The organism is Streptomyces sp. NPDC059851, assembly GCF_042732005.1.
Classification (GTDB): Bacteria; Actinomycetota; Actinomycetes; order Streptomycetales; family Streptomycetaceae; genus Streptomyces.
Genome location: NZ_JBHWJJ010000016.1, coordinates 18,171 through 44,328, shown reverse-complemented (window position 1 = coordinate 44,328; position 26,158 = coordinate 18,171). Strand labels below are relative to the sequence as shown.

The window sequence follows — 26,158 nt, the reverse complement described above, 5'->3', positions numbered from 1 at the left end:
GGAGCTCCCGCGGCCCCGGAAGCGCCCCATCGTCGCCGCGGGGGGCGGCCGCGACAAGGCCTGGCCCGGCCACTCCGCGCCGGAACGCCGCCACTCGGCTTCTCCCGGGTCGGTCCCGTCGGGAACGCGCCGACGTCGTGGCGCGTTGAGCCGGGTGACGGGGTAGTGACCCATGACGGGTGGAGGTGTCCGCAGATGTCCAAGCGCGCGGGTGTCGCAGTTGCCGGGGTAGTGGCAGCCATCGTGGTGTTCGGTCTGGTCGGGTTCTGGGCCGGGCTGCTGGTCCTGATCGGTGTCCCGGCGGCGGCCTATCTGCTGCTGGACCCCTCCCAGCGCCGCCGCCTGCGGGGCATATCGCGGAAGCAGCTCGGCCGCTGAGCCCGTCGGGGACGAAGGCGGCCGGGCGGCCCGCCTTCGTCCCCCGATCGGGCCCTGCCAGGTCAGTAGTAGTCCCGCATCAGCTGAGTGGCCCACTCCGGCTGGCTCACGTCACCCCGGGGCCCGAACTCGGCCATGTACGGCTTCAGGTCCAGGACGGGCGTTCCGTCCACCGCGTCCAGGCCCTCCACGTGCACGTCCAGGCCGTCTACCCGGAGCACGCGGCACCGGGAGACGCCCAGCCGGTTCGGCCGGTTCTTGCCGCGCTGCGCGAAGATGCCGACCAGCGGCCAGTCCGGGTTGCCCCGGGGGCGCCGGGCGCCGGTCTCGATCTTCTCCTCCGGCACCCGGTCGAAGTGGTACACGACCTCCAGGTGCGAGAAGGACTCCAGCCCGTAAAGGGCCTCCGGGTCGAACCGGCCGGAGTCCAAGCGGATCACCGCCCTCTCCCGTCCCCAGTCGTCGTCGGCCACCTCCACGCGGCCGCCCACCACCACGCCCACCGGCTCGGACTGCACCACCACGTCGTTCCCCCTCGTGCTCGGTCGGTCATCGAATCGGCCCGTCGGCCCGTCGGCCCGTCGGCCCGTCGGTCAGTGGCCCTGCCGGTCGGCCGACCTTCGGGTCGGAGCGGCCGGACGCTCAGGCCGGGCGTACGGCGATGCCGTCCAGCGCGGCCAGTAGCCCCGGCAACTCCGGCAGTCCCCGCTCTCCGCCCCGGGGCACCGGCAGGACCTCGCTCGGCTCGTCGTCCAGCAGGACGAAGGCCGCCCCGTCGGTGCGGGCCACCAGCGACCAGCCGGGGCCCTCCACCCGGAGCGTCCGCGCGCCCCCGCCGGCGAAGGAGGACCGCACCCGCCCGGGCGGCGGCGCCGTCCGTGTGTATTCCAGTGCCTCCCGGAGCGCCCGCGCGAGCCCCGGGTGCGCGGCGGCCGCCGCGCCGCCGTCCGCCGCGGCCAGGTCCTCCCAGTCGGCCCACTCCCGGGCGACCTGGTCCGCGCCCATTCGCCGCTGCACCGGGCCCCAGACCTCGGCCGACGGCGGGGTCAGCGGCACCCGCCCGGTGCCGTCGGCTCCCTGCTCCGGGTCGTGCGGCTCCGGGATGCCGGGGGCCGCCACCGACAGGTCCAGCGGCCAGCCGGCCAGCGAGACCACGATCGTCCGCTCGTCGGGCGACAGGTCGTACTCCATCCCGCAGTCCCAGGAGGCGATCGCGGCGGCCACGAGCGAGACGTCGTCCACGACGACGGTCCAGCGCGCGCCCTCCTCGTCCTGCCCGAGCACCAGCCCGTAGCCCTCCGGGGCCGGGGGCACGCCCAGCAGCGCACACGCCTCGGGGAAATCGTCGCCCAGGACGCTCGGGAACTGGGCGGGGGTCAACAGCACGGCGGTCAGCACGTAGAGCGAACCGCCTCCCTCCTCTTCGGACACCTGGCCTCCCGGTCGCTCGCTCGTCGGCGCACCCTAACCAGCGGGTAACCCCCGCGTCGAGAGCCCGCGGGCGGCGATTTCCAAGGCCGCTACCTGCACGTAGAGTTGGCCACCCGCCACAGAAAGGGACACCCCGGTGCAGCGTTACGACCGGCTGAGGGAGATCCTCGGTCTGGACCCGGACAAGGACTTCCTCACCATCTACCGGCTCACCGCCACTTACGAGTTCCCGTGGGACTTCACCCGCGCCCTGGAGCTCGCGCTCTTCCGGACCTACGCCGTCCCCAGCATCGGCCGCCTCCTGGCCGAGACCGCCGAGTTCACCGACCGCCCCCAGAAGCGCTACGACGACACCGCGCTGCTCCTCGACGCCGTCGTGGAGCACGGCTTCGAGAGCGAGACCGCGCGCACGGCGATCCGCCGCATCAACCAGATGCACCGCAGCTACGACATCTCGAACGAGGACATGCGTTACGTCCTGTGCACGTTCGTGGTGATTCCGGCGCGCTGGATGGACGACTACGGGTGGCGCCCGATGACCCACCACGAGCGCCGCGCCTCCGCGAACTACTACGCCACCCTCGGCCGGCACATGGGCATCAAGGACGTCCCGGGCTCCTACGAGGAGTTCGAGGAGACACTAGACGCGTACGAGAAGGCGCATTTCGGATGGGACGAGGGCGGCCGGAAGGTCGCCGACTCCACCCTGGACCTGATGGCCTCCTGGTACCCGGCCCCGCTCGCCCCCGCCCTGCGTGCGGCGAGCCTCGCCCTCCTGGACCAGCCGCTGCTCGACGCCTTCCGGTACGAGCGCCCCCGCCCGCAGGTGCAGCGGCTGGTCCGCGGCGTCCTGAAGTTGCGCGGCCGCGCCGTCCGGCTGCTGCCGCCGCGCAGCGCCCCGCACTACGCCCGCCAGAACCCGGAGATCAAGGGCTACCGGGACGGCTACGACGTGGGCGAGCTGGGTACCTTCCCGGTTCCCGGCCTGGGCGGATGCCCCGTCCCGCACCCCCGCCGGCCGGCCGGCGCCGAAGCCCAGCCCCCGGCCTGATCAGCCGCGGCGCAGCGCGAGGGCCAGGAAGCGCGCGTCCTCGTCGGCGTACGAGACCAGCTCCCAGCCGGCACCGGCCAGCAACGGGCCGAGGTTGTGCTCGGCCCGCAGGTCGTCCCGGGTCAACGCTCGGCCGTGGCGGGCCGCCAGGGCCGCTCGCCCGATCGGGTGAAACAGCGCGAGCCCGCCCCCGGGACGGACGACGCGCGCCAGCTCGCGCAGGTTCGCCGCCGGGTCCGGGAGGTGCGCGACGAGCCCGGAGGCGAACACCGCGTCGAGCGCCGCGTCGCGCAATGGCAGCCGGGCCACGTCCGCGAGCAGCAGGGCGCCCTCGGCGTCCCGCCCGGCCCGCTGCGCGGTAGTCAGCATCTGCGGGGTGACGTCCGCGCCGAGCACGGTGCCGGACGGCCCGACAGCGGCCCGTAGCGCGGCCAGTGCCCGCCCGGTCCCGCAGCCCGCGTCGAGGACGCGGTCCCCGGGCCGCAGGCCGCACTCGGCCACCGCCCGGGCGAAGGCGGGCCCGTCGTCGGGGAACTTGGCGTCCCAGCCGGCCGCGCGCGTCCCGAAGAACTCCTGCACGTGTGCGACGTCCGTGTGCGTCGAGCGGTCATCCGTCATGGGCACATGGTCCCCCATGGCCCCGCGCGTGCGGACCGCGGGCAAGGTGGCGCGAGCCGTGATCGGAGATGAACGTAGCTCTGTCATATTCCAGCAGTTCCAATGGCTTTCGAAATGCGTCCCTTGTTCGCCCCCTCACCCGGACTAGCGTCCCGGGGCCATGGGACACCTCGACCATGCGGCGTACGGCTGGCTGACGCCCGTACTGTCATACGTGATGGCATCCATCGGTGCCGCCCTGGGGCTGCGGTGCACCGTCCGTGCGCTCGCCACGACCGGCTCCTCGCGCCGCAACTGGCTCCTCACCGCGGCCACGGCCCTCGGCACCGGTATCTGGACCATGCACTTCGTCGCGATGCTCGGTTTCCACGTCACGGGGACCGAGATCCACTACCACGTGCCGGTGACCGTCCTCAGCCTGCTCGTCGCCGTCGTGGTCGTCGGCGCCGGGATCTTCGCCGTCGGCTACGGCGAGCGGCGCAGGCGCTCCGTGCTCCTCGGCGGCCTCACCACCGGTCTGGGAGTCGCCAGCATGCACTACCTGGGCATGGCCGCCCTGAGGCTGCACGGCAGGATCTCCTACGACCCGCTCACCGTCGGACTGTCGGTCGCGGTCGCCGTCGTCGCTGCCACGGTCGCCCTGTGGGCCGTGCTCCACATCACTTCGCCCGCGGCCGTCGCCGTCGCCTCACTCGTCATGGGCGCCGCCGTCAGCAGCATGCACTACACAGGGATGCTGGCCGTCGCCGTCCGCGTCACCCCCTCGGAGCAGTCCCTGCCGGGTGCCACGGCCATGCAGTTCGTGTTCCCGCTCGCCGTCGGGCTCGGCTCGTACCTCTTCCTCACCTCGGCGTTCGTCGCGCTCTCGCCGACCCTCGGCGAGAGCGCCGGCCCCCGGTCCGCCTCCCCTGCTGCCTCCGCCCCCGGCCCCGCCCGGGCATCGACCCCCCGGGAGCCGGGCGAGCCGGGCGTGACCACCGCGACCGCCCACTGAACCCGCCTCCTCACCCCCCCCGCACGCCCGCACGCCCGAACGCCGCACCCCCCGACGAGGAGCCCATGCGTACACCCCGCAGACGACCGGAACCAGCGGCGCAGCGGCTGCCCGCACCCCCGGCCCGCGGCCGCCGGGCCCATGCCGGACCACCTGCCGACGAACCGGATCTGGAACCAGGGCGCGGGCTGCCGGAATCCGCCCACCCCCCTGGTGCCGGTGCCGCCGGCCCGGGCCCCGGCCAGCGGCCGGGGCCGCGACCGCGGTGGCAGCTGCGGCCCGCGACCGTACGCGCGAAGATCGTCTCGCTGCTCATGGTTCCGGTGGTCTCGCTGCTCGCCCTCTGGGGCTTCGCGACCGTCGACACGGCCCAGGACATCGCCCGGATGGCCCGCGCCCAGCGGATCGACGACCGGATACGCACGCCCGTCGCGGCCGCGGTCACCGAGCTCCAGGCCGAGCGCCGCGCCGCCGTCCGCTATCTGGCCGACCCCGTCCCCGACCGCGCCGCCGAGCTGGACCGGCAGAAGCGGCGCACCGACGACGCGGTCCGCCGGCTCCGGCTCGGCGACCGGCACACCGTCGCGGAGTCCGGTGACCACCGCACCGACCTCGTCGTCCGCCTCGGGGCCTTCGTCGCCGCCGCCGAGGGCCTCGGTTCCGCCCGCAAGGACATCGACGACCGCCGCACCACCCCCGAGGCCGCGTACGAGACGTACACGCGCGTGGTGGACGGGGCCTTCGCCGTTGCCGGTTCGCTCTCCGGCGGCGAGCAGACCGAACTCGGCCCCGAGGCCCGCGTCCTGCTCGAATTCGCCCGTGCTGGGGAACTCCTGGCCCGCGAAGACGCGTTGATCTCCCTGCCCGGCCAGCGCAGCGCCGAATCGCTGCGGCGCCTCACCGGCGCGATCGAGACGCGCCGCGCGCTCACCGCGAGCTCCGCCGACGACTTGCCCGCCGCCCAGCGGGACGCCTGGCAGGCGGTCGCCAAGAGCGCGGCCTACGCCGACCTCACCGGGGCCGAGGACCGGGTGTTGTCCGCCGGAACGGCCAAGGACCCCCGCCCGGCCGCCGCCGGCTGGGAGGCCGCGTACACGAGCATCAGCACCTCGATGAAGGAGATCGAAACCGCCGCCCACGCCGCGGCGGACCGCGGCGACCCCCTCGCCCTGGGCGCCACCGGCCCTGCGGGCGCCGCCGTCCTGCTGGGCCTCGCCGCCGTCGCCGCCACACTCTTCATCTCCGTCCGGATCGGCCGGGGCCTCGTCGTGGAACTCGTCTCACTGCGCGACACCGCCCTCGAGATCGCCCACCGCAAGCTCCCGCACGCCATGCACCGGCTCCGGGCAGGGGAGGACATCGACGTCGAGGTCGAGGCCCCGCCGGGACCCACCGCCGAGGACGAGATCACCCAGGTCGGCGAGGCGCTGGCCACCGTCCACCGGGCCGCGCTGGCCGCTGCCGTCGAACGCGCCGAACTGGCCGGCGGTATCAGCGGGGTCTTCGTCAACCTTGCCCGCCGCAGCCAGGTCCTGGTGCACAAGCAGCTCACCCTGCTCGACTCCATGGAGCGGCGCGCGGACGACCCCGGCGAGCTCGGCGACCTCTTCCGCCTCGACCACCTCACGACCCGGATGCGCCGGCACGCGGAAAGTCTGATCATCCTGTCGGGTGCCGCCCCGGGACGGGCCTGGAGGATGCCGGTCCCACTGACGAACGTGGTCCGGGCAGCCGTCTCCGAAATCGAGGACTACCCGCGCGTGGAGGTGGGCCGGATCGCGGAGGCCGCCGTGATCGGCGCCGCGGTCGCCGACCTCACGCACCTGCTCGCCGAACTCATCGAGAACGCCACCCAGTTCTCCCCTCCCCACACCAAGGTGCGGGTCAGCGGTGAATCCGTCGGTGCCGGGTACGTCCTCGAAGTCGAGGACCGCGGACTCGGCATGGGCCGCGAAAGCCTGGCGGAGGCCAACCGGCGCATCGAGGAGTCCGAGGCCCTGGACCTCTTCGACAGCGACCGTCTCGGGCTCTTCGTCGTCAGCCGCCTCTCGGCCCGGCACGGCGTGAAGGTGCACCTGCGGACGTCACCGTACGGGGGCACCAGCGCCGTGGTGCTCCTGCCGAAGGCCCTGCTCCAGGGGGCGGCCGAGCCGGACTCCGACCCTGCCCCCACCCCTGCCCCCGCTTCTGCTGCCCCTGCCCCGGCGCTCCGGACCGGAGCCGGGACGGGAGGCCGGGCGGGTGCCGGGACGGGAGGCCGGACCGGTACCGGAAGCGGGGATACCGGCGTGGGCAGGGCCGGGGCGGTCGCACTGGCCGGGGAGGCGGACCGGAAGCCGCCCGCCGCCACCCCCGTACGGGAGGACGAGCGCGACGTCCCGACCGCGGACCCGGGCCCCGTGCGCGAGGAGCCGCACCCGGCGCCGGTGTCCCCGCTGCGGCCGCGCGGCGGCGCGGACACCCGTACGCAGGTCCCGGTGCCTGCGGCACCCTCGCCGGAGCCGGCACCGTCGCCGGAGCCGGCACCCCGGCCGACGCCACCGGCCTCGCCAGAACCCGAATCCGAGGCCCTGCCCGAGCCGGCGTCCGAGCCCGAGTCCGTCCCCGTACCCGCCCCTGCGGCCGCCGCACCCCCCGCGACCCCCGTCCCGGCCCCGCTCCCCCTGCCCCGGCCGGCCGCCGATGGCGACGACCCGGGAGCCGGACTGCCACGCCGTGTACGCCAGGCCAGCCTGGTTCCGCAGCTGCGCGAGGCGCCCGCTCCCCAAGTCCCGGCGACAGGTGCGGGCGCACGCCCTCCGGCGGAGGAGCCGGAGCGCAGCCCGGAGCAGGCCCGGGACCGGATGGCGGCGTACCGGGCCGGCTGGGCCCGCGGCGCCCAGGAGAACTCCCCCCACCCCGACGGCAAAGGAGAAGCGTGATGATCGAGCACCATAGGTTCGGCGCAGGCAGGACCCGCAGAGCGGGCGAACTGGACTGGCTGCTGGACGAGCTGGTGGTCCGGGTCCGTGAGGTCCGGCATGCCGTGGTCCTGTCCAACGACGGGCTGGCGGTGGGCGCTTCCACCGCGCTCAGCCGGGAGGACGCGGAACACCTGGCGGCCGTGGCCTCCGGGTTCCACAGTCTTGCCAAGGGCGCCGGTCGGCACTTCAGCGTCGGGGGCGTACGCCAGACGATGGTGGAACTGGACGAGGGGTTCCTCTTCGTCGCGGCGGCCGGGGACGGATCCTGCCTGGCCGTGCTCAGCGCGGCCAGTGCCGACATCGGGCTGATCGCGTACGAGATGGCCCGGCTCGTCAAACGCGTCGGGGAGCACCTGTACACCCCGCCCCGGTACGCGGCACAGCCGCCGGCCGCGGGCTGAAGGCGGCGGTCCGGCACATGGACGGCCAGTGGTACGACGCCGACGCGGGCCCGCTCGTCCGCCCGTACGCCATGACGGGCGGGCGGACGAAGCCGGGTCCGCACGGCGTCCGCTTCGACCTGATCGCGCTGGTCGTGGTGGACGCCGGCGGGACGGACCCGGCCGGCGAGTCCCTGCTCGGCCCCGAACACCGGGCCCTGCTCGGACTCTGCCGGTCCGAAACCCAGTCGGTGGCGGAGCTCGCGGCGGACGCGGACCTTCCCGTCGGCGTGGTCCGCGTGCTGCTCGGGGACCTGCTGGAGGCGGGGCACGTCCGCGTCAGCCGGCCGGTGCCGCCCGCCAGGCTGCCGGACGAGCGGATTCTGCGGGAAGTCATCGAGGGATTGCGAGCGCTGTGATGGGACGACACGACGATCTGCCGGGCGGGCCCGGCAGCGGACACGAAACGGTCCATGGGCCGGAGGACGGCGGCGAACTGGCGGCGCTCGCGCTGAAGATACTGGTGTCCGGCGGCTTCGGCGTCGGCAAGACCACGCTCGTCGGAGCGGTCAGCGAGATCCGTCCGCTGCGGACGGAGGAGTTGCTCAGCGAGGCGGGCGAGCTGGTCGACGACACGGGCGGGGTGGCACACAAGACGACCACGACCGTCGCCATGGACTTCGGACGGATCACCATCCGATCGGGGCTCTCCCTGTACTTGTTCGGCACCCCGGGGCAGGACCGGTTCTGGTTCGCCTGGGACGAACTGTCGCAGGGTGCGCTGGGTGCGGTGGTGCTCGCCGACACGCGGCGGCTGGAGGACTGCTTCCCGGCGGTGGACTACTTCGAGCACCGGCGCATTCCGTTCGTCGTGGCCGTCAACTGCTTCGCGGACGCGCGGCGGTACGGGACGCACGAGGTGGCGCGGGCGCTGGACCTGGAACCGGGGACGCCGGTGGTGCTGTGCGACGCCCGTGACCGGGACTCGGGGAAGGAAGTACTGATCAGGTTGGTCGAGTACGCCGGGAGGGTGCACACCGCGCGGCTGCTGGAGTCGGTGGGGGCGCAGGCGGGGCCCGCGTGAACGGCAGTGCGGGGCTCTTGAGTCATCTTCCACGCCAGGGGCGCTTCCTCCTTGCCGGAAAGCCCCTGGTGGGCAAGGCTTGCGGGACTTATCAAGCGGGGTGCGGCGCGGCCACGGCGGCGGCGCAACGGGGAGGGACTCGAAATGGCACTGGACAAGCAGCTCGACTGGCTGCTGGACGACCTGTCGCGCAGGGTCCAGCAGGTCAGGCACGCGGTGGTGCTGTCCAACGACGGCCTGGTCACGGGCGCGAGCGCGGGGTTGGCCCGGGAGGACGCGGAGCATCTGGCGGCGGTGGCCGCGGGGTTGCAGAGCCTGGCGAAGGGGTCGGGCCGACACTTCCGTGCCGGTGAGGTGCGGCAGACGATGGTCGAGTACGACGACGGCGCGCTGTTCGTGATGGCGGCCGGCTCGGGCAGCTCGCTGTGCGTGTTGAGCGGGGCCGAGGCGGACATCGGCCAGGTGGCTTACGAGATGACGTTGCTGGTCAACAGGGTGGGAGAGCACCTGGGCGTGGCGGAGCGGCGGATCACCGGGGGGTGATGGCGGCGCGGACGCGAGGTGACGGCAAGGGTTTTCCCTCCGGGAGTTATCCACAGGGCTGACGGGATGTCGTTGCGCTGAGTTACGGTCTTCACACAGAGTGATCGTGTGGATGTGAGGGGGATCGTCATGAAGCTGGTGACATGTGCCAGGGCGGAAGGCGCGGCGGGGGCGCCGACCATGACCGGAACGCCGACCGGTGTGGAGCCGGACGGCTCGGTCGGCGGCACCCGGGCCGCCGGCGAACTGGGTCTGACGAGGAGTGAGTTCGCCCGCGCGGTCCAGCTGGGCATCGTCCGGGCCGGGAGGCCGGCACCCGACGGGGCCGCCCGGTACGCGCGGGCCGAGCTGGACCGCGTCAGGTCGACCGAGGGGTTCCCGGACACCCTGCGCGCCCGGGTCGAAACCGTTGCCGGGTCGGGCGCGTCAGGGCGGCTGATCGGCATCGGGCCGAGCCGGTTCATCCGGCTCGCCCGCTGCGGGCACATCGCCCCCGTGGGCTACCGGATCAACCGGTACCGGGCAGTGGTGTGGTTGTACCTGACCGCGGAACTAAGGGAATTCGCCGCCCGGGACCCCGGGCTGTTGGGCGGCGGCCCACCCGAGCTAGACCGGGAGATGATCGCGGCCGGGACGGATCTGCGCCCGCGCACCTGGCGCGAGCGGCATGTGGGGCTGCTGCTGGGGCGGACCGCCGACCCCTGGGAGCGGGCGGCCGTACTGGCCTCCGTCCTCCCGGAGGAGGAGGTGCGGCAGGCCGTACCCGATCCCGCGGAGCGGATCGTGCTCGCCGCCCTCGCCCCGCCCCCACCCTACGGGCACCCGCAGGTCCCGGCTGCGGCGGAGGTCGCACAGCGGCTGCTGCGGGCGGAGCCGCCCGACGAGGTCCACTGGTACCGCACCAGCCTGGACTTCACCCTGGCCGGGGCGAGGGGTCAGCTGAAGTCGACGGGGGAAAGGGGGCCGACGTAGACCCAGGCCCCACCCTCCCGGGTGAAAGCGCTGTTCTCGTGCAGGGAACCGGCGTGCCGCCCCTCGCGGTAGTGCGCCCGGAACTCCACCGAGCCCTCCGTCTCGAACATCCCGCCCCGCTCGACGCCGAGGATCTCAAGCCGCACCCAGCGCTGCTCGGGATCCAGGTCGAGCCGGCCGGGGCGAGTGCTCGGATGCCAGGAGCGCATCAGGTACGCGGTGTCGCCTACGGCGAAGGCGCTGAACCGGGAGCGCATCAGCAGCTCGGCGGTGGGTGCCTGCCCCTCACCGGAGTGGAAGCGGCCGCAGCACTCCTGGTAGGAGGCGGGCAGCCCGCAGGGGCAGGGGAGGACCGGGTCGGACATGGGGGTGCTCAGCTCTTCGGGGTCGGGTCGGCCGGCGCGGAAGGCCGGGCCTGAGGGGACGGGTACGGACGGAAGAGGCCTTCTTGGACCACGGAGACCAGCAGCCTGCCCTCCAGGTCGTAGATCCGGCCGCGGGCCAGGCCGCGGCCACCGTGCGCGATGGGCGACTCCTGGTCGTACAGGAACCACTCGTCGGCGCGGAACGGCCGGTGGAACCACATGGCGTGGTCCAGCGAGGCCATGTCGAAACCGCGCATGCCCCACAGGGGCTCCACGGGGATGCGTACGGCGTCGAGGAGGGTCATGTCACTGGCGTAGGTGAGGGCGCAGGTGTGCACCAGCGAGTCGTCGCCCAGGGGGCCGACCGCCCGCATCCACACCGCGCTGCGCGGATCGGCGTCCCGCAGTTCCTGCGGGGTCCAGCGGAGCCGGTCCACGTACCGGATGTCGAACGGCTGGCGGCGGGCCATCCGCTCCAGCGCCTCGGGCAGGGCGCCCAGGTGTTCGCGGATCTCGTCCGCGACCTTCGGGAGCGTGTCCGGGTGGGGGAATTCGAGGCGTGGAGGCAGCTGGTGCTCGATGCTGCCCTCCTCCGGATGATGGAAGGAGGCGGTCAGATTGAAGATCGTCTTGCCTTGTTGGACCGCGGTGACGCGGCGCGTGGTGAAGGACCGCCCGTCGCGTACCCGCTCCACCTGGTACACGATGGGCACCCCGGGAATGCCGGGGCGCAAGAAGTACGCGTGCAGGGAGTGGACGGGCCGGTCGCTCTCGACCGTCCGGCCCGCGGCCACCAGGGCCTGGCCGGCCACCTGCCCGCCGAAGACCCGCTGGAGGGACTCCTGGGGGCTGGCACCGCGGAAGATGTTGACCTCGATCTGCTCCAGGTCCAGCAGATCGACCAGTCTCTCGGCGGGGTTCGTCATCAGAGGTTCTCCACTGTCGTCTCCGGCGGGGCCGGCCGTGCACGGGCCGGTGTCCCCCCGGCACGGGTTCGGGGGAGGCGTTCCCCCCGGCCCGGGTCCGGGGGAGTCAGAGGGCGCCGAGCTCGCCGACCGAGGTCAGCCGGATGACGGCCCGGCCCTCCTCGTCGGAGGCGGCCAGGTCGACCTCGGCGCTGATGCCCCAGCCATGGTCCCCGTTCGGGTCCGCGAAGGTCTGGCGGACGCGCCACAGACCGTGGGCCGGGTCCTCCTCGATCTGCAGCAGCTTCGGGCCGCGGGCGTCGGGGCCGGTTCCCAGGTCCTCGTACTCGTCCCAGTACGCGTCCATGGCCTCGCCCCAGGCGTCGGCGTCCCAGCCCGACCCCCCGTCCAGCTCGCCCAGCTCGTCGATGCGGTCCAGCGCCGCCAGCTCCACCCGGCGGAACATGGCGTTGCGGACCAGGACGCGGAAGGCGCGCGCGTTCGAGGTGACCGGCTTGACCTGGTCGGCCTTGTCCTGGGCCTCCTCCGCCGTCTCCACCTCCGGGTTCGCCAGCTGCTCCCACTCGTCGAGCAGGCTGGAGTCGACCTGGCGGACCAGCTCGCCCAGCCAGGCGATGAGGTCTTCGAGGTCCTCGGACTTCAGGTCGTCGGGGATGGTGTGGTCCAGCGCCTTGTACGCGCTCGCCAGATAGCGCAGCACGATGCCCTCGGTGCGGGCCAACTCGTAGAAGGCCGTGAACTCGGTGAAGGTCATCGCGCGTTCGTACATGTCGCGGATGATCGACTTCGGGGAGACCGGGTGGTCGCCGACCCACGGGTGGCTCTTGCGGTACACGTTGTAGGCGTGGTGCAGCAGCTCTTCGAGGGGCTTGGGATACGTGACGTCCTGGAGCCGCTCCATCCGTTCCTCGTACTCGACCCCGTCGGCCTTCATCGCGGCGACGGCGGTGCCCCGCTCCTTGTTCTGCTGGGCGGCCAGGATCTGGCGCGGGTCGTCCAGCGTGGACTCGACGACGGAGACCATGTCCAACGCGTAGGAAGGGGAGTCCGGGTCCAGCAGGTCGAACGCGGCCAGCGCGAAGGTCGACAGCGGCTGGTTCAGCGCGAAGTCCTGCTGGAGGTCGACGGTCAGCCGGATGCTGCGGCCCTCCGCGTCCGGGGTGTCGAGCTGCTCGACCACCCCGCCGTCCAGTAGCGAACGGTAGATGGCGATGGCCCGCCGGATGTGCTTGAGCTGGGCCTTGCGCGGCTCGTGGTTGTCCTCCAGCAGGCTGCGCATCGCCCGGAAGGCATCGCCCGGTCGGGCGATGACCGACAGCAGCATGATGTTGGTGACCTTGAACCGGGAGGTGAGCGGCTCCGGCTCGGCGGCGATGAGCTTCTCGAAGGTGCTGTCCGACCAGGCGACGAAGCCCTCCGGGGCCTTCTTGCGGACCACCTTGCGGCGCTTCTTCGGGTCGTCGCCCGCCTTGGCGAGGGCCCGTTCGTTCTCGATGACGTGCTCGGGCGCCTGGGCGACGACGAAGCCCGCCGTGTCGAAGCCGGCCCGCCCGGCCCGGCCGGCGATCTGGTGGAACTCCCGGGCGCGCAGCGTGCGGACCCGGTTGCCGTCGTACTTCGTCAGCGCGGTGAACAGAACGGTGCGGATGGGGACGTTGACGCCCACCCCCAGGGTGTCGGTACCGCAGATCACCTTCAGCAGACCGGCCTGCGCCAGCTTCTCCACCAGGCGCCGGTACTTGGGCAGCATGCCGGCGTGGTGCACGCCGATGCCGTGGCGCACGTAGCGGGAGAGGTTCTGACCGAACTTCGTGGTGAAGCGGAAGTTGCCGATCAGCTCGGCGATCTTGTCCTTCTCCTCGCGGGAGCACATGTTGATGCTCATCAGCGACTGCGCCCGCTCGACCGCCTGGGCCTGCGTGAAGTGCACGATGTACACGGGCGCCTGCCGGGTTTCCAGGAGCTCGGTGATCGTGTCGGTGATCGGCGTCGTCACGTACTCGTACGACAGGGGGACGGGCCGGGTCGCGGACCGCACCACCGACGTCGGGCGGCCGGTGCGCCGGGTGAGGTCCTCCTCGAACTTCTTCACGTCGCCGAGGGTCGCCGACATGAGGATGAACTGGGCCTGCGGGAGCTCCAGCAGCGGGATCTGCCAGGCCCAGCCGCGGTCCGGCTCGGCATAGAAGTGGAACTCGTCCATCACGACCTGGCCGATGTCCGCGTACTTGCCGTCGCGCAGGGCGATGGAGGCCAGCACCTCGGCGGTGCAGCAGATCACGGGAGCATCGGCGTTCACGGAGGCGTCGCCGGTCAGCATGCCGACGTTCTCCGTGCCGAACAGCTTGCACAGGTCGAAGAACTTCTCCGACACCAGCGCCTTGATGGGGGCGGTGTAGAAGGTGACCTTGTCCTGGGCCAGGGCGGTGAAGTGCGCGCCGGCCGCGACGAGGCTCTTGCCGGAGCCCGTCGGCGTGGACAGGATCACGTTCGCCCCGGAGACGACCTCGATCAGCGCCTCCTCCTGGGCCGGGTACAGGGTGATGCCCTGGTCCTCCGCCCACGAGGAGAAGGCCTCGAAGAGCGCGTCGGGGTCGGCGTTCGGCGGGAGCTGATCAATGAGGGTCACACCCCCCATCTTGCCTGGCTTCCGCCCGGATGAGGGAACCGGCCGACCGAATGAAGATCACCACGGGTACGCTGTGCCGTTGACCGGGGCCGGACGACACCGTCGGCGGGGCCCGACCAGCACACACCGGGGCGGGGAAGACGAGCATGATGGGTCCGGCGCACTCACTGTCCGGGGCGGCGGCCTGGCTGGGGGTGGGTGCGGCGGCGGCAGCCGCCGGGCACCCGATGCCCTGGCCGGTCCTCGTCGTCGGAGCCCTGATCTGCGCGGGCGCCGCCCTCGCCCCCGACCTCGACCACAAGTCGGCGACGATCTCTCGCGCCTTCGGCCCGCTGTCCCGGGGCCTGTGCGAGGTGGTCGACAAGCTCTCCTACGCCGTCTACAAGGCCACCCGCGCCCCGAAGGACGCCCGCCGTTCCGGCGGCCACCGCACCCTGACCCACACCTGGCTGTGGGCGGTACTGATCGGCGTGGGCTCCTCCGTGATGGCGGTCAGCACCGACCGCTGGGGCGTGCTCGCGCTGCTCTTCGTCCACCTCGTGCTCGCCGTGGAGGGCCTGTTGTGGCGGGCGGCCCGGATGTCCAGCGACGTCCTCGTCTGGCTGCTCGGCGCCACCAGTGCCTGGATCCTGGCCGGCGTCCTCGACCAGCCCGGCAACGGCGCCGACTGGCTCTTCGGCCCCGGCCAGGAGTACCTCTGGCTGGGCCTGCCCATCCTGCTCGGCGCCCTGGTCCACGACATCGGCGACGCCCTCACTGTCTCCGGCTGCCCGATCCTGTGGCCGCTCCCCATCGCGGGGAAGCGCTGGTACCCCGTCGGCCCGCCGAAGGGAATGCGCTTCCGGGCGGGCAGCTGGGTGGAGCTCAAGGTCCTCATGCCCGCGTTCATGCTGCTCGGAGGCGTCGGCGGAGCCTCGGCCCTCGGATTCCTCTAGGCCGGGCCCGGCCGGGGCCGGCCCCTGGCCTACCGTCCGCCTCCGCGCCGGGCCGCCGGTTCCGCCCGCACCGCCGGGCCGCACCACCGGGCCACCGCCGGTCAGCCGACCCGGGCGGCGATGGCCCGCGCACACTCCAGGGACTCGGTGTGCGTGGTGTCCACCTCCAGGTCGTAGACCACGCCCCGGTGGACCAGGTCCGCCTGGGAGGCGGCCATCCCCGGGACCCGGTCCCCGCGGGCGATCTCGCGGGCCGCGGCGGCCCCGCCCGCGCACCTGACGCCGACCCAGAGCACGTCGAGGCCGTCGAGAGCCCGCTGCCACCGCTGCTGGGACTCCGCCCCGCCGAGGAAAACGTCATCGACGACGACCCGGGCACCCGCCCGCGCCATCGCGGCGACCCCTTCCCTCCAGGCCGCCTCCAGCGTCCGGAACTCCGCCCCGATGCTCACCGAGCCGTCCGCACCCACGTCGATCCCCGACGCCGACTCCTGCAGGGACGCGGGCATCGCCTCGATGAGCGAGTCGATCGCGGCGGCGAGCCACGGATCCGGCAGCACCGCCTGGAGACACCGCACGATCCCGGATTTGCCCGAGCTGGATCCGCCGTTCAACACGATTACCCGAGTGGTCATCCAGCCACCGTAAGGGCGGCTCCACCGCGGCCGAAGCGATTTTCGTCCGGAGTCCGGACACGAGGTAGGGACCCCGGGCTCCGGACCCGGGACCCGGTGACCGGCTCAGCCGTGCCAGGACCGCCACAGGGCCGCGTACGCCCCGCCGGCGGCGACCAGCTCGTCGTGCGAACCCAGCTCGCTGATCCGGCCGTCCTCGACCACAGCGATCACATCGGCGTCGTGCGCCGTGTGCAGCCGGTGCGCGATCGCGATGACCGTCCGCCCGTCCAGCACCCGGGCCAGCGAACGCTCCAAATGCCGTGCCGCGCGCGGGTCCAGCAGCGAGGTGGCCTCGTCCAGCACCAGCGTGTGCGGATCCGCCAGCACCAGCCGGGCCAGCGCGATCTGCTGCGCCTGGGCCGGAGTCAGCGCCGTGCCGCCGGATCCCACCTCGGTGTCCAGGCCGGACTCCAGGGCCCGGGCCCAGCCGTCGGCGTCCACCGCGCCCAGCGCCGCCCACAGCTCGGCGTCCCGCGCCCCCGTCCGTGCGAGCCGCAGGTTGTCCCGCAGCGAGCCCACGAACACGTGGTGTTCCTGGTTGACGAGGGCCACCTGCTCGCGCACCCGCTCCGCAGGCATCCGCGACAGCTGGGCCCCGCCGAGGGTCACCTCACCCGCACGCGGCGCGTAGATCCCCGCCAACAGCCGGCCCAGCGTGGACTTGCCGGCGCCCGACGGGCCGACGAGCGCCATCCGGGTTCCCGGCGGCACGGACATCGACACCCGGTGCAGGACGTCCACGCCCTCCCGGTAGCCGAAGCGGACCTCCTCCGCGCGCACGTCGCGCCCCTCCGGGGCGACGCCCGCGTCCCCCGCGTCCGGCTCGATCTCCCGCACACCGACCAGCCGGGCCAGCGACACCTGCGCGATCTGGAGTTCGTCGTACCACCGCAGGATCAGCCCGATCGGGTTGGCCATCATCTGTGCCAGCAGCGCGCCCGTGGTCAGCTGCCCCACCGACAGCCAGCCCCGGAGCACGCAGAAGCCGCCGATCAGCAGCACCGAGACGAGGATCGTCAGGAAGGTGACGTTGATGACGGGGAAGAGGACCGTCCGCAGGTACAGGGTGTACCGCTCCCACGCCGTCCACTCCTTGATCCGCTGCTCCGACAGCTTGATCCGGGCCGGGCCGAGGCGGTGCGCCTCGACCGTCCGGCCCGCGTCCACCGTCTCGGTGAGCGCGGCCGCGACCGCCGCGTAGCCGGCCGCTTCCGAGCGGTACGCCGAAGGGGCCCGCCGGAAGTACCAGCGGCAGCCGATCACCAGCACCGGCAGCGCCACCAGCGCGGCGAGCGCCAGCGGCGGCGCGGTGACGCCGAGTGCGCCGAGGAGCAGCCCCACCCACACGATGCCGATGGCCAGCTGTGGCACGGCCTCCCGCATCGCATTGGCCAGCCGGTCGATGTCGGTGGTGATGCGGGACAGCAGGTCTCCGGTACCGGCCCGTTCCAGCACGCCCGGCGGCAGGCCCACCGACCGCACCAGGAAGTCCTCGCGCAGGTCGGCCAGCATCTGCTCGCCGAGCATCGCCCCCCGCAGTCTGACCAGCCGGACGAACACCGTCTGGACGGCGAGCGCCAGCGCGAACACCACGGCCACGCGCTCCAAGTGGAGTTCGCGCGCCCCGGCCGCGAGCTGGTCCACGACCCGGCCCAGCAGGTAAGGGCCGACCATGGAGGCGGTCACCGCGACCGCGTTCACCGCGACCAGGACGGCGAAGGCCCGCCGGTGCCGCCGCAGCAGGCCGTGCACGTAACCCCGTACGGTCGCCGGAGTGCCCACGGGCAGGGTGGCGGCCGTTTCGGGGGCCGCCGGGTCGTACTCCGGCGGCGCCACGCCGATCATGCGGTTTCCTCGATCCCTGTGAATTCCTCTGCCAGCTGTGCCAGTTCCAGTCGGGCGAGTCGCTGCTCCTCGTCGGTCTCCCGCGTGACGACCGCCCGGTAGCGCGGCTCGCCGTGGAGCAGTTCGCGGTGCGTGCCGGAGGCGGCGACCGCCCCCTCGTGGACCAGCACCACGTGGTCGGCGCGGTCCAGCAGCAGGGGCGACGAGGCCAGGACCACGGTGGTCCGGCCGGCCCGCAGCGCGGTGATGCCGTCCGCGATCCGCGCCTCGGTGTGCGAGTCGACCGCCGAGGTCGGCTCGTCCAGCACCAGCACCTCCGGGTCGGCGGCCAGGGACCGCGCCAGCGCCAGGCGCTGGCGCTGGCCGCCTGAGAGCGACCGGCCGCGCTCGGTGATCCGGGCGTCCATCGGGTCCACGACCCCCTCCGGCGCCGACTGCAGGAGCGCGGTCAGGACATCTGCGCACTGGGCGGCGGCCAGCGCTGCCGTCGGCTCGACCGCTCCGGACGACGGCACGGCGAACAGTTCGCGCAGCGTCCCGGACAGCAACACCGGATCCTTGTCCTGCACGAGGACCAGGGTGCGCGCTGTGTCCAGCGGCAGCCCGTCCAGCGGGACCCCGCCCAGCAGCACGGAGTCCCGGCCGGCGGACCCGGACCCGGAGCCGGAGCCGGACCTGGACCCGGAGCCGTCGTCCTCACCGTCCGCCGGGTGGCCGCCCAGACGTTCGGCCAGCCGGCCCGCCAGGTCCGGGTCCCCGCACACCACCGCCGTGAACCGGCCCGCCGGGGCCCGCAGGCCGGTCACCGGGTCGTACAGGTCCCCTCCCGGCTCCGGCGCCCGGAGCGGGGCCTGCGAACCCGCCCGCGCGGGCGCGTCCATACGCGCCAGCGACAGCACCCGGGCGGCCCGCTGGGCGGAGGGGCGCGAGAAGGAGTAGGCCATCGCGATCTCCTCGAAGTGCCGCAGGGGATAGAGCATCGTGGCCACCGCGCTGAAGGCGGCGACGAGTTCGCCGACCGCCAGGCGGTCGTCCAGGACGAGCGACGAGCCGTACCAGACGACCGTGATCAGCAGCACGCCCGGCAGCAGCACCTGGATCGCCGAGATCAGTGCCCACATCCGGGCGCTGCGCACGGCTGCCTCCCGGACCTGCTGCGAGGCCTCCCGGTAGCGGCCGAGGAACAGCTCCTCGCCGCCGATGCCGCGCAGCACCCGCAGGCCCGCCACGGTGTCGGAGGCCAGCTCGGTGGCCTTGCCGGCCTTCTCCCGCTGGACGTCGGCCCTCCGGGTGGCGCGCGGCAGCAGCGGCAGCACGGACAGCGCGAGCACGGGGACGCCGACGGCGACGACGATCCCGATCGACGGCGCGTAGACGAGCAGGCCGACGCAGATGGCGACGACGGAGAAGGCGGCGGCGAGGAAACGGGAGACCGCCTCCACGAACCAACCGATCTTCTCCACGTCGCCCGTGGAGACCGCCACGACCTCGCCCGCCGCGACCCGTCGGGTCAGGGCGGAGCCGAGTTCGGCGGTCTTGCGGGCCAGGAGCTGCTGCACGCGCGCCGCAGCGGTGATCCAGTTGGTGACGGCCGTGCGGTGCAGCATCGTGTCGCCGAGGGAGATGGCGATGCCCGTGAGCGCCAGCAGCGCGCCGACCAGCAGGAGCCGGGTGCCGTCGTGCGCGACGACCGCTTCGATGCCCGCGCCGACCGCGTACGGAAGCCCGGCGATCCCGCAGAAGTGCACCAGGCCCCAGCCCAGGCTCTTGGCCTGACCGCCGAGTTGCGTACGCCCGAGCCACAGGAGGAAACGAGGGCCGGAGCGGGCGTCGGGTACCCCGGGGTCCGGATGCGGAAGGTCGCTGATCTGCATGACGCCCCATGACTGGTCGTGATGTCCGAACCGTGCAAGGTTCGCCCCCCGGACCCGTCGCGGGCAATCGATTTTGCGTGGGCCACGGCGTCACGCTGCGAGACTTTCCGCCAGGCCGCTGCCGCGCACCAGGTCACGGACGCGTGGCGCGCTCCAGCTCGACCAGGGCCGAGTGATAGGGGCGGCCCGTGGCCCGTTCCATCCCCACCTCGCACATCCGGTTCGCCGACAGGTACGCGTCGAACTGGCGCGCCGTCACCTCCGTCGCCTCGCGCGCCGTGGCGGAGGCCGCCAGCTCCGGGTGCAGCATTCCCCGGTCGCCCGCGAAGCCGCAGCAGCCCGCGTCGTCCGGTACGACCACCTCCCGGGCGCAGGCCCCGGCCACCGCCCGCAGCGCGCCCTCCGTGCCCAAGTGCCGCATCGAGCAGGTGGGGTGGAGGACCGCCGATTCGGCCGTACGCCGGACCGCCAGGCGCGGCAGCAGCTCCCGCGCCGCCCAGACGACGGAGTCGACGACCGTCAGTTCCGCGTGCAGGGCACGGTTCTCGTCGGTCAGGTACGGTACGACCTCGCGCGCGATGCCCAGCGCACAGGAGGAGGCGTCGACCACGAGCGGCAGCCGCCCGCCGGCCGTCCAGCCCCAGGCGGCCTCCACGATCCGGTTGGCCATCACGCGGTTCCCGGCGTCGTACCCCTTGGAACGCCAGATCGTCGCGCAGCAGGTGCCGGTGGTGTCCGGCGGGATCCACACCGGCTTGCCGGCCCGCTCGGACACGGCCACCACGGCCTCCGGCAGGCTCGGCCCGGGCTCGCCCCGGGGCCCGCCGAAGATCCGGTTGATGCAGGCGGGGTAGTAGACGGCCGCCGCTCCGACCCGTCGGGTCGCGGGGAGGGCGCGCGGGGCGGCGCCGCGGATCTGCGGCAGCCATTGCGGTACCAGGTCGGGGCGTACGGCCTTGCGCGCGGCCCGCGCGACCGCCGCCGGCAGCCGGTCCCCGGCGAGGCCGGCCACCGTGCCGGCGGCGGCCACGGCCAGCCGTGCGGCGCCCTCGACGGCCGCGAACCGACGGGCGGCGAGTTCGGCCGCCCGTTCCTCGCGCGGACCGTGCCGGCGCTGGCGGAAATCCTTCACCAGCGCGCCGGTGTCGATGCCGACCGGGCAGGCGAGCATGCAGGTGGAGTCGCCCGCGCAGGTGTCCACGGCGTCGTACCCGTAGGAAGCGAGCAGCTCGTCCAGCACCCGGGAGCCCGGCTGTTGCCGCATCATCTCCCGGCGCAGCACGATGCGCTGACGGGGCGTGGTCGTCAGGTCCTTGCTGGGGCAGGTCGGTTCGCAGAAGCCGCACTCGATGCACGGGTCGGCCACCGCCTCGATCCGGGGGATCGTCTTCAGCCCGCGCAGATGGGCCTGCGGGTCGCGGTCGAGGAGGATCCTCGGGGCGAGCAGCCCTTCCGGGTCGACGAGCCGCTTGGTGCGCCACATCAGTTCGGTGGCCGCGGGCCCCCACTCCAGCTCCAGGAAGGGGGCCATGTTGCGGCCCGTGGAGTGCTCGGCCTTCAACGAGCCGTCGAACCGTTCCACCGTGAGCCGGCAGAACGCGTCCATGAAGGCCGCGTAGCGCGCCACGTCGGACGGCCGGGCGGCGTCGAAGGCGAGCAGGAAGTGCAGGTTGCCGTGCGCGGCATGGCCGGCGACGGCCGCGTCGAAGCCGTGCTCGGCCTGGAGCGCCAGCAGCGCCCCGCAGGCCTCGGCGAGCCGCGCCGGCGGCACGGCGAAGTCCTCGGTGATCAGGGTGGTGCCGGGGGCGCGGGCCCCGCCGACGGCGGTGACGAAGGCCTTGCGCGCCGTCCAGTAGCCGTGGAGGGCACCCGGGTCCCGGGTGAGGGCGTTGGTGACGGAGGGCACCGGCGCGACCAGGTCCAGCCGGGCCAGCACCCCGGCGGCGCGGCGCTCGTACTCCGCCAGGCCCGCCTCGTCGGGGGCACGGAACTCGACCAGTAGGGCGGTGGTGTCCTTCGGCAGGCGGGCCCAGTCGCGGGGGACGCCCGCGACGCTGACGGAGGCGCGCAGGGTGTTGCCGTCCATCACCTCGACGGCGAGGGCGCCGGCTTCGTTGAACAGCGGTACGGCGGCGGCCGCGGCGGGCAGCGACGGGAAGAAGAGCAGCGCACCGGCGGCCTTGCGGTCCAGGGGGAGGGTGTCGAAGACCAGCTCGGCGAGGAAGCCGAGGGTGCCCTCGGAGCCGACCATGAGCCCGCGCAGGACCTCGACCGGGGTGGTGCCGTCCAGATAGGCGTCGAGGCGGTAGCCGGTGGTGTTCTTGATCTCGTACTTGGCCCGGATCCGGGCGACGAGCTCCGGGTCGGCCTCGATCTCCCGCTTGATCTCCATCAGGCCGCGGCAGAGGGCGGGCTCGGCGCGGGCGAGGTCCTCGTCGGCGAGCGGGTCGGCGGTGTCCACCACGGTCCCGCCGGGCAGCACGAAGGTCAGGGAGGACAGGGTCCGGTACGCGTTCCTCGTGGTCCCCGCCGTCATGCCGGAGGAGTTGTTGGCGACGACCCCGCCGAGGGTGCAGGCGATCGCGCTGGCCGGGTCGGGGCCGAGGACGCGGCCGTGCCGGGCGAGGGCGGCATTGGCCCGCGCCACGGTGGTCCCCGGCCGGATCCGGACCCGGCGGCCGCCCTCCAGGACCTCGACGCCGGCCCAGTGGCGGCGTACGTCGACGAGGATGTCCTCGCCCTGGGCCTGGCCGTTCAGCGAGGTCCCGGCGGCCCGGAAGACGACTTCGCGGCCGTGCCCGTGGGCGTACGACAGGACCGCGGAGACGTCGTCGATGTCCTCCGCGACCACCACCACCTGCGGTACGAACCGGTACGGGGAGGCGTCGGAGGAGTAGCGGACCAGGTCGGAGGCCTTCCACAGCACCTTCTCGGCGCCCAGCAGCTCCGTCAGCTCGCCGCGCAGCGGCTCGGGAGTGCCGCCGGCACGCCACTCGGGCATGCGGTCGGGGGAGGGGCCTGCGACGCGGTGCGGGCGCAGGGCCCCGGGCTTCGGTTCCAGCAGCGGCATGCGCGACCCCTCGCTCCTCGGCCCGTCAGCAGCGGCGCCCCTCCGGGGCGTCGGTGAGGGCGGCCAGCAGGCCGCCGAGCAGGTCCCGCTGCTCGGCGGTCAACGGTGCCAGGATCTCCTCTGCGGCGTCGGTTCGCGCGCTGCGCAGTCGGCGCAGCGTGGCGCGTCCCGTGTCGGTGAGCTCGATCCGTATGACGCGCCGGTTCGCCGGGTCGGGGGCGCGGCGTACGCAGCCGGCCGCCTCCAGGCCGTCCACCAGGGTCGTCACGGCGCGGGGCACCACCTCCAGGCGGGCGGCGAGGTCCGCCATCCGGGGCGGCTGTTCACCATCGGAGTACGAGGCCAGGCGCAGCAGCCTGCTCTGGGCTGGAGTGATGCCCAGCGGCTCCAGATGGCGCTTCTGGATCCGGTGGAGGCGGCGGGTCAGCCTCAGCAACTGCTCGGCGAGCACGCCGTCGGTGCTGTCGGTCTCGGAAGCGGTGCTCATACTGGGAACAGTAGCAGGACCCGATTCATTGTGAGCATAGGTAACAATGAGCTATGCTCGCCTGAGTCGTCGGGAGTCCGAATCCCGTCAGAAGGAGGCCCATGCGCTCCGAAGAACCGAATTGGACGCCATCGACGGAATCCCTCGACCCCCGCCGGCCCGGCCCCGGAGAGCGGCCGCGCGAACTGCGCCGGATCATGGGCCTCTTCCGCCCTTACCGCAGCCGCCTGGTCGTCGTGGGGCTCCTCGTCTGCGCGTCCTCGCTGGTCGGTGTCGCCTCGCCGTTCCTGCTCAAGGAGATCCTGGACGTCGCCATCCCCGAGGGCCGCACCGGGCTGCTCAGTCTGCTCGCGCTCGGCATGATCCTCACCGCGGTCGTCACCAGTGTCTTCGGCGTCCTGCAGACCCTGATATCCACGACCGTCGGTCAGCGCGTCATGCATGACCTGCGCACCGCCGTCTACACCCAGCTCCAGCGGATGCCCCTGGCCTTCTTCACCCGCACCCGCACCGGCGAGGTGCAGTCCCGGATCGCCAACGACATCGGCGGCATGCAGGCCACCGTGACCTCCACCGCGACCTCGCTCGTCTCCAACCTCACGGCCGTCGTCGCCTCCGTCGTCGCCATGCTCGCGCTGGACTGGCGGCTCACCCTGGTCTCGCTGCTCCTGCTGCCCCTCTTCGTATGGATCAGCCAGAGGGTCGGCCGCGAACGCAAGAAGATCACCTTCCAGCGGCAGAAGCAGATGGCCGCCATGGCCGCCACGGTCACCGAGTCGCTGTCGGTGAGCGGCATCCTGCTGGGCCGCACCATGGGCCGCGCCGACTCGCTCACCCGCTCCTTCTCCGCGGAGTCCGAGAAGCTCGTCGCCCTCGAAGTGCGCTCCAGCATGGCCGGCCGCTGGCGGATGTCCACCATAGGCATCGTCATGGCCGCCATGCCGGCGCTCATCTACTGGGCCGCCGGCATGGCCCTGCAGTCGGGCGCCCCCTCCCTCTCCGTGGGTACGCTCGTCGCCTTCGTCACGCTCCAGCAGGGCCTGTTCCGGCCCGCCGTGAGCCTGCTGTCGACCGGCGTACAGATCCAGACCTCGCTCGCCCTGTTCGCCCGCATCTTCGAGTACCTCGACCTGCCGGTGGACATCACCGAGCGCGCGGACCCCGTGCGCCTGGAGCGGGCCAGGGGTGACGTCCGCCTCGAGGACGTCCACTTCGCGTACGACGCCGAGAGCGGGCCCACCCTGTCGGGGATCGACATCACCGTCCCGGCCGGCGGCTCCCTCGCCGTGGTCGGCCCGACGGGCTCCGGCAAGAGCACCCTCAGCTACCTGGTGCCCCGGCTGTACGACGTCACCGGCGGCCGGGTCGCCCTCGACGGGGTGGACGTGCGCGACCTCGACTTCGACTCGTTGGCCCGGTCCATAGGCGTGGTCTCCCAGGAGACCTACCTCTTCCATGCGTCGGTCGCGGACAACCTGCGCTTCGCCAAACCGGACGCCACCGACGAGGAGATCGCCGCGGCGGCCCGAGCCGCCCAGATCCACGACCACATCGCCTCCCTGCCCGACGGGTACGACACGCTCGTCGGCGAGCGCGGTTACCGCTTCTCCGGTGGCGAGAAACAGCGCCTCGCCATCGCCCGCACCATCCTGCGCGACCCACCCGTGCTGATCCTCGACGAGGCCACCAGTGCCCTCGACACCCGGACGGAGCACGCCGTCCAGCAGGCCATCGACACACTTTCCGCGGGCCGCACCACGATCACCATCGCGCACCGACTCTCGACCATCCGTGACGCCGACCAGATCGTCGTCCTCGACGAGGGCCGTATCGCCGAGCGCGGCACGCACGAGGAGCTGCTGGCGGCCGGCGGCCGGTACGCCGCCCTGGTCCAGCGGGACCGGGAGGCGGCCCGCGCCCACCCGCCCACGGCGGAACGTGTGATCGTATGACGGGTGCGGGGGTGTGATGCCGGGAATGCGGCGGTTCGCGGGTTAGCGTGCCCGCATGCGTCATGAGTACTGGCCGCCACGGCGTCGTTACCGGCTCACCCGCCGGGGCCGTCTGGCGCTCTTCCTCGGCATGCTGCTCGTCATCGGGACGGTCGTCACCCTCGGACCGCTGCTGCGGGAGGAGGAGGCGGAGGCCCCCACCAAGCCGCGCGTACTGGTCATCCCCGAAGGCTGGCGCGCCCCCCAGGTCTACGCGGCCATCGACCGCGAGCTGGAACTCCCGGCCGGCTCCGCGAAAGCCGCTGCGGCCACGGCCGGACTGGCCCTGCCGGCGGAGGCGAAGGGCAACCCGGAGGGCTTCCTCTTCCCTGCCTCGTACCCGGTGACCTCCCGGACCACCGCCGCCGAGCTGCTCGCCCACATGGTGCGGACGGCCAACCAGAAGCTCGCGACGCGAGCCGTCGCCGAGGGCGCCAAGGCGCACGGGATGACCCCGTACCAGACGGCCACCCTCGCCAGCATCGTCGAGGCCGAGGCCGATTCCCGCGCCGACATGGGCAAGGTCGCCCGCGTCGTACACAACCGGCTGGCGCGGTCGATGCCGCTCCAGATGGACTCCACCATCAATTACGCGCTGAACCGCCGGACCGTGGACACCAAGATCAGCGACACGCGTATCGACCACCCCTTCAACACCTACCGCCGTCAGGGACTCCCGCCGACGCCGATCGACAGCCCGGGGCTCCAGGCCATGGCTGCGGCCGTGGCGCCGACGCCCGGCGACTGGCTCTACTTCGTCACCGTCAAGCAGGGGGACACCCGCTTCTCGGCGACGTACAAGGAGCACAAGAGGCACGTGGCGGACTTCAACCGCGTTCGCGCCGCAGCCGCTGACGCGGTACCCGCCGGCGCGGGGACGGGCGCCGGACGGGCGCAGGCGGGATCTCCGCCCGGGTAGGCCCCGCCCAGGGAGGGCCGGCAGGG

General features: G+C 73.1%; 23 protein-coding genes. 12 read left to right on the top strand and 11 right to left on the bottom strand.

Features of this window, described 5'->3' with window-relative positions:
* Nucleotides 1–195: 195 nt before the first annotated feature.
* Complete coding sequence (locus tag ACFV7Q_RS08075; protein WP_385425079.1) at nucleotides 196–378, top strand: hypothetical protein; 183 nt, start codon at nucleotides 196–198, stop codon at nucleotides 376–378.
* A 62-nt stretch (nucleotides 379–440) separates the two neighbouring features.
* On the opposite strand, the gene ACFV7Q_RS08070 is transcribed toward ACFV7Q_RS08075, so the two are convergent.
* Nucleotides 441–896, bottom strand: coding sequence for an SAM-dependent methyltransferase (locus ACFV7Q_RS08070; protein WP_385425190.1), 456 nt, complete (start codon nucleotides 894–896; stop codon nucleotides 441–443).
* A 124-nt stretch (nucleotides 897–1,020) separates the two neighbouring features.
* Nucleotides 1,021–1,809 carry a hypothetical protein gene (locus ACFV7Q_RS08065; protein ID WP_385425077.1) on the bottom strand — a complete coding sequence of 263 codons (789 nt, stop codon included), beginning with the start codon at nucleotides 1,807–1,809 and terminating at the stop codon, nucleotides 1,021–1,023.
* Nucleotides 1,810–1,945: 136 nt separating this feature from the next.
* On the opposite strand from ACFV7Q_RS08065, the gene ACFV7Q_RS08060 reads away from it, so the two are divergent.
* The gene (locus ACFV7Q_RS08060; protein ID WP_385425075.1) at nucleotides 1,946–2,860 is read left to right on the top strand and encodes an oxygenase MpaB family protein; all 915 of its coding nucleotides are present in this window, start codon (nucleotides 1,946–1,948) and stop codon (nucleotides 2,858–2,860) included.
* On the opposite strand, the gene ACFV7Q_RS08055 is transcribed toward ACFV7Q_RS08060, so the two are convergent.
* Complete coding sequence (locus tag ACFV7Q_RS08055) at nucleotides 2,861–3,478, bottom strand: methyltransferase domain-containing protein (protein ID WP_385425072.1); 618 nt, start codon at nucleotides 3,476–3,478, stop codon at nucleotides 2,861–2,863.
* A 160-nt stretch (nucleotides 3,479–3,638) separates the two neighbouring features.
* Between ACFV7Q_RS08055 and ACFV7Q_RS08050 the strand changes: the two genes are divergently transcribed.
* From ACFV7Q_RS08050 to ACFV7Q_RS08020, 7 genes are all read left to right on the top strand, one after another.
* Nucleotides 3,639–4,472, top strand: coding sequence for an MHYT domain-containing protein (locus ACFV7Q_RS08050; RefSeq protein ID WP_385425069.1), 834 nt, complete (start codon nucleotides 3,639–3,641; stop codon nucleotides 4,470–4,472).
* A 65-nt stretch (nucleotides 4,473–4,537) separates the two neighbouring features.
* Nucleotides 4,538–7,393, top strand: coding sequence for a nitrate- and nitrite sensing domain-containing protein (locus ACFV7Q_RS08045; protein WP_385425066.1), 2,856 nt, complete (start codon nucleotides 4,538–4,540; stop codon nucleotides 7,391–7,393).
* Nucleotides 7,393–7,836: a roadblock/LC7 domain-containing protein gene (locus tag ACFV7Q_RS08040; protein ID WP_385425063.1), complete on the top strand. Its 444-nt coding sequence runs from the start codon at nucleotides 7,393–7,395 to the stop codon at nucleotides 7,834–7,836. Before ACFV7Q_RS08045 ends, ACFV7Q_RS08040 begins: the two co-directional genes overlap by 1 nt.
* Nucleotides 7,837–7,853: 17 nt before the next feature.
* The gene (locus ACFV7Q_RS08035) at nucleotides 7,854–8,234 is read left to right on the top strand and encodes a DUF742 domain-containing protein (protein WP_385425062.1); all 381 of its coding nucleotides are present in this window, start codon (nucleotides 7,854–7,856) and stop codon (nucleotides 8,232–8,234) included.
* A complete protein-coding gene (locus ACFV7Q_RS08030) occupies nucleotides 8,234–8,899 on the top strand; it encodes an ATP/GTP-binding protein (RefSeq protein ID WP_385425060.1) in 666 nt (221 codons plus the stop codon). Before ACFV7Q_RS08035 ends, ACFV7Q_RS08030 begins: the two co-directional genes overlap by 1 nt.
* 144 nt (nucleotides 8,900–9,043) lie before the next feature.
* Entirely contained in the window at nucleotides 9,044–9,442 is a 399-nt protein-coding gene (locus ACFV7Q_RS08025; RefSeq protein WP_179177397.1) for a roadblock/LC7 domain-containing protein, read from the top strand.
* Nucleotides 9,443–9,571: 129 nt separating this feature from the next.
* Nucleotides 9,572–10,414, top strand: coding sequence for a DUF6397 family protein (locus tag ACFV7Q_RS08020; protein WP_385425057.1), 843 nt, complete (start codon nucleotides 9,572–9,574; stop codon nucleotides 10,412–10,414).
* Here the strand turns inward: ACFV7Q_RS08020 and ACFV7Q_RS08015 are convergent.
* From ACFV7Q_RS08015 to ACFV7Q_RS08005, 3 genes are all read right to left on the bottom strand, one after another.
* A complete protein-coding gene (locus tag ACFV7Q_RS08015) occupies nucleotides 10,378–10,779 on the bottom strand; it encodes a YchJ family protein (protein WP_385425054.1) in 402 nt (133 codons plus the stop codon). The two genes, ACFV7Q_RS08020 and ACFV7Q_RS08015, sit on opposite strands and share 37 nt — an antisense overlap.
* Before the next feature lie 8 nt (nucleotides 10,780–10,787).
* Nucleotides 10,788–11,705, bottom strand: a complete 918-nt coding sequence (locus tag ACFV7Q_RS08010; RefSeq protein ID WP_385425051.1) for an acyl-CoA thioesterase — start codon at nucleotides 11,703–11,705, stop codon at nucleotides 10,788–10,790.
* Nucleotides 11,706–11,811: 106 nt separating this feature from the next.
* Complete coding sequence (locus tag ACFV7Q_RS08005; protein WP_385425049.1) at nucleotides 11,812–14,334, bottom strand: DEAD/DEAH box helicase; 2,523 nt, start codon at nucleotides 14,332–14,334, stop codon at nucleotides 11,812–11,814.
* Nucleotides 14,335–14,480: 146 nt separating this feature from the next.
* On the opposite strand from ACFV7Q_RS08005, the gene ACFV7Q_RS08000 reads away from it, so the two are divergent.
* A complete protein-coding gene (locus ACFV7Q_RS08000; protein ID WP_385425046.1) occupies nucleotides 14,481–15,269 on the top strand; it encodes a metal-dependent hydrolase in 789 nt (262 codons plus the stop codon).
* Between the two features lie 101 nt (nucleotides 15,270–15,370).
* Here the strand turns inward: ACFV7Q_RS08000 and cpt are convergent, their stop codons facing one another.
* From cpt to ACFV7Q_RS07975, 5 genes are all read right to left on the bottom strand, one after another.
* Entirely contained in the window at nucleotides 15,371–15,904 is a 534-nt protein-coding gene (gene cpt / locus ACFV7Q_RS07995) for a chloramphenicol phosphotransferase CPT (protein ID WP_385425043.1), read from the bottom strand.
* Nucleotides 15,905–16,009: 105 nt separating this feature from the next.
* On the bottom strand, nucleotides 16,010–17,791 hold the full coding sequence (locus ACFV7Q_RS07990) for an ABC transporter ATP-binding protein (protein ID WP_385425040.1): 1,782 nt from the start codon (nucleotides 17,789–17,791) through the stop codon (nucleotides 16,010–16,012).
* Nucleotides 17,788–19,665: an ABC transporter transmembrane domain-containing protein gene (locus ACFV7Q_RS07985; protein WP_385425037.1), complete on the bottom strand. Its 1,878-nt coding sequence runs from the start codon at nucleotides 19,663–19,665 to the stop codon at nucleotides 17,788–17,790. The genes ACFV7Q_RS07990 and ACFV7Q_RS07985 overlap by 4 nt, the downstream gene beginning before the upstream one ends.
* 133 nt (nucleotides 19,666–19,798) lie before the next feature.
* Nucleotides 19,799–22,735 carry an FAD-binding and (Fe-S)-binding domain-containing protein gene (locus ACFV7Q_RS07980; RefSeq protein WP_385425035.1) on the bottom strand — a complete coding sequence of 979 codons (2,937 nt, stop codon included), beginning with the start codon at nucleotides 22,733–22,735 and terminating at the stop codon, nucleotides 19,799–19,801.
* Between the two features lie 25 nt (nucleotides 22,736–22,760).
* Nucleotides 22,761–23,222, bottom strand: coding sequence for a MarR family winged helix-turn-helix transcriptional regulator (locus ACFV7Q_RS07975; protein WP_385425033.1), 462 nt, complete (start codon nucleotides 23,220–23,222; stop codon nucleotides 22,761–22,763).
* A 101-nt stretch (nucleotides 23,223–23,323) separates the two neighbouring features.
* Here ACFV7Q_RS07975 and ACFV7Q_RS07970 point away from each other — a divergent pair, with 101 nt between their 5' ends.
* Nucleotides 23,324–25,174 (top strand): ABC transporter ATP-binding protein, encoded by a 1,851-nt coding sequence (locus tag ACFV7Q_RS07970; protein WP_385425031.1) that lies wholly within the window; start codon nucleotides 23,324–23,326, stop codon nucleotides 25,172–25,174.
* A 55-nt stretch (nucleotides 25,175–25,229) separates the two neighbouring features.
* The gene (gene mltG / locus ACFV7Q_RS07965) at nucleotides 25,230–26,132 is read left to right on the top strand and encodes an endolytic transglycosylase MltG (RefSeq protein ID WP_385425029.1); all 903 of its coding nucleotides are present in this window, start codon (nucleotides 25,230–25,232) and stop codon (nucleotides 26,130–26,132) included.
* Nucleotides 26,133–26,158: the final 26 nt, after the last annotated feature.

Bases quoted from the DNA above. Each gene is read 5' to 3' on its own strand.
- ACFV7Q_RS08075 (WP_385425079.1), top strand. From the start codon at position 196: ATGTCCAAGCGCGCGGGTGTCGCAGTTGCCGGGGTAGTGGCAGCCATC.
- ACFV7Q_RS08055 (WP_385425072.1), bottom strand. From the start codon at position 3,478: ATGACGGATGACCGCTCGACGCACACGGACGTCGCACACGTGCAGGAG.
- ACFV7Q_RS08050 (WP_385425069.1), top strand. From the start codon at position 3,639: ATGGGACACCTCGACCATGCGGCGTACGGCTGGCTGACGCCCGTACTG.
- ACFV7Q_RS08045 (WP_385425066.1), top strand. From the start codon at position 4,538: ATGCGTACACCCCGCAGACGACCGGAACCAGCGGCGCAGCGGCTGCCC.
- ACFV7Q_RS08040 (WP_385425063.1), top strand. From the start codon at position 7,393: ATGATCGAGCACCATAGGTTCGGCGCAGGCAGGACCCGCAGAGCGGGC.
- ACFV7Q_RS08035 (WP_385425062.1), top strand. From the start codon at position 7,854: ATGGACGGCCAGTGGTACGACGCCGACGCGGGCCCGCTCGTCCGCCCG.
- ACFV7Q_RS08030 (WP_385425060.1), top strand. From the start codon at position 8,234: ATGGGACGACACGACGATCTGCCGGGCGGGCCCGGCAGCGGACACGAA.
- ACFV7Q_RS08025 (WP_179177397.1), top strand. From the start codon at position 9,044: ATGGCACTGGACAAGCAGCTCGACTGGCTGCTGGACGACCTGTCGCGC.
- ACFV7Q_RS08020 (WP_385425057.1), top strand. From the start codon at position 9,572: ATGAAGCTGGTGACATGTGCCAGGGCGGAAGGCGCGGCGGGGGCGCCG.
- ACFV7Q_RS08015 (WP_385425054.1), bottom strand. From the start codon at position 10,779: ATGTCCGACCCGGTCCTCCCCTGCCCCTGCGGGCTGCCCGCCTCCTAC.
- ACFV7Q_RS08010 (WP_385425051.1), bottom strand. From the start codon at position 11,705: ATGACGAACCCCGCCGAGAGACTGGTCGATCTGCTGGACCTGGAGCAG.
- ACFV7Q_RS08000 (WP_385425046.1), top strand. From the start codon at position 14,481: ATGATGGGTCCGGCGCACTCACTGTCCGGGGCGGCGGCCTGGCTGGGG.
- cpt (WP_385425043.1), bottom strand. From the start codon at position 15,904: ATGACCACTCGGGTAATCGTGTTGAACGGCGGATCCAGCTCGGGCAAA.
- ACFV7Q_RS07990 (WP_385425040.1), bottom strand. From the start codon at position 17,791: ATGATCGGCGTGGCGCCGCCGGAGTACGACCCGGCGGCCCCCGAAACG.
- ACFV7Q_RS07985 (WP_385425037.1), bottom strand. From the start codon at position 19,665: ATGCAGATCAGCGACCTTCCGCATCCGGACCCCGGGGTACCCGACGCC.
- ACFV7Q_RS07980 (WP_385425035.1), bottom strand. From the start codon at position 22,735: ATGCCGCTGCTGGAACCGAAGCCCGGGGCCCTGCGCCCGCACCGCGTC.
- ACFV7Q_RS07975 (WP_385425033.1), bottom strand. From the start codon at position 23,222: ATGAGCACCGCTTCCGAGACCGACAGCACCGACGGCGTGCTCGCCGAG.
- ACFV7Q_RS07970 (WP_385425031.1), top strand. From the start codon at position 23,324: ATGCGCTCCGAAGAACCGAATTGGACGCCATCGACGGAATCCCTCGAC.
- mltG (WP_385425029.1), top strand. From the start codon at position 25,230: ATGCGTCATGAGTACTGGCCGCCACGGCGTCGTTACCGGCTCACCCGC.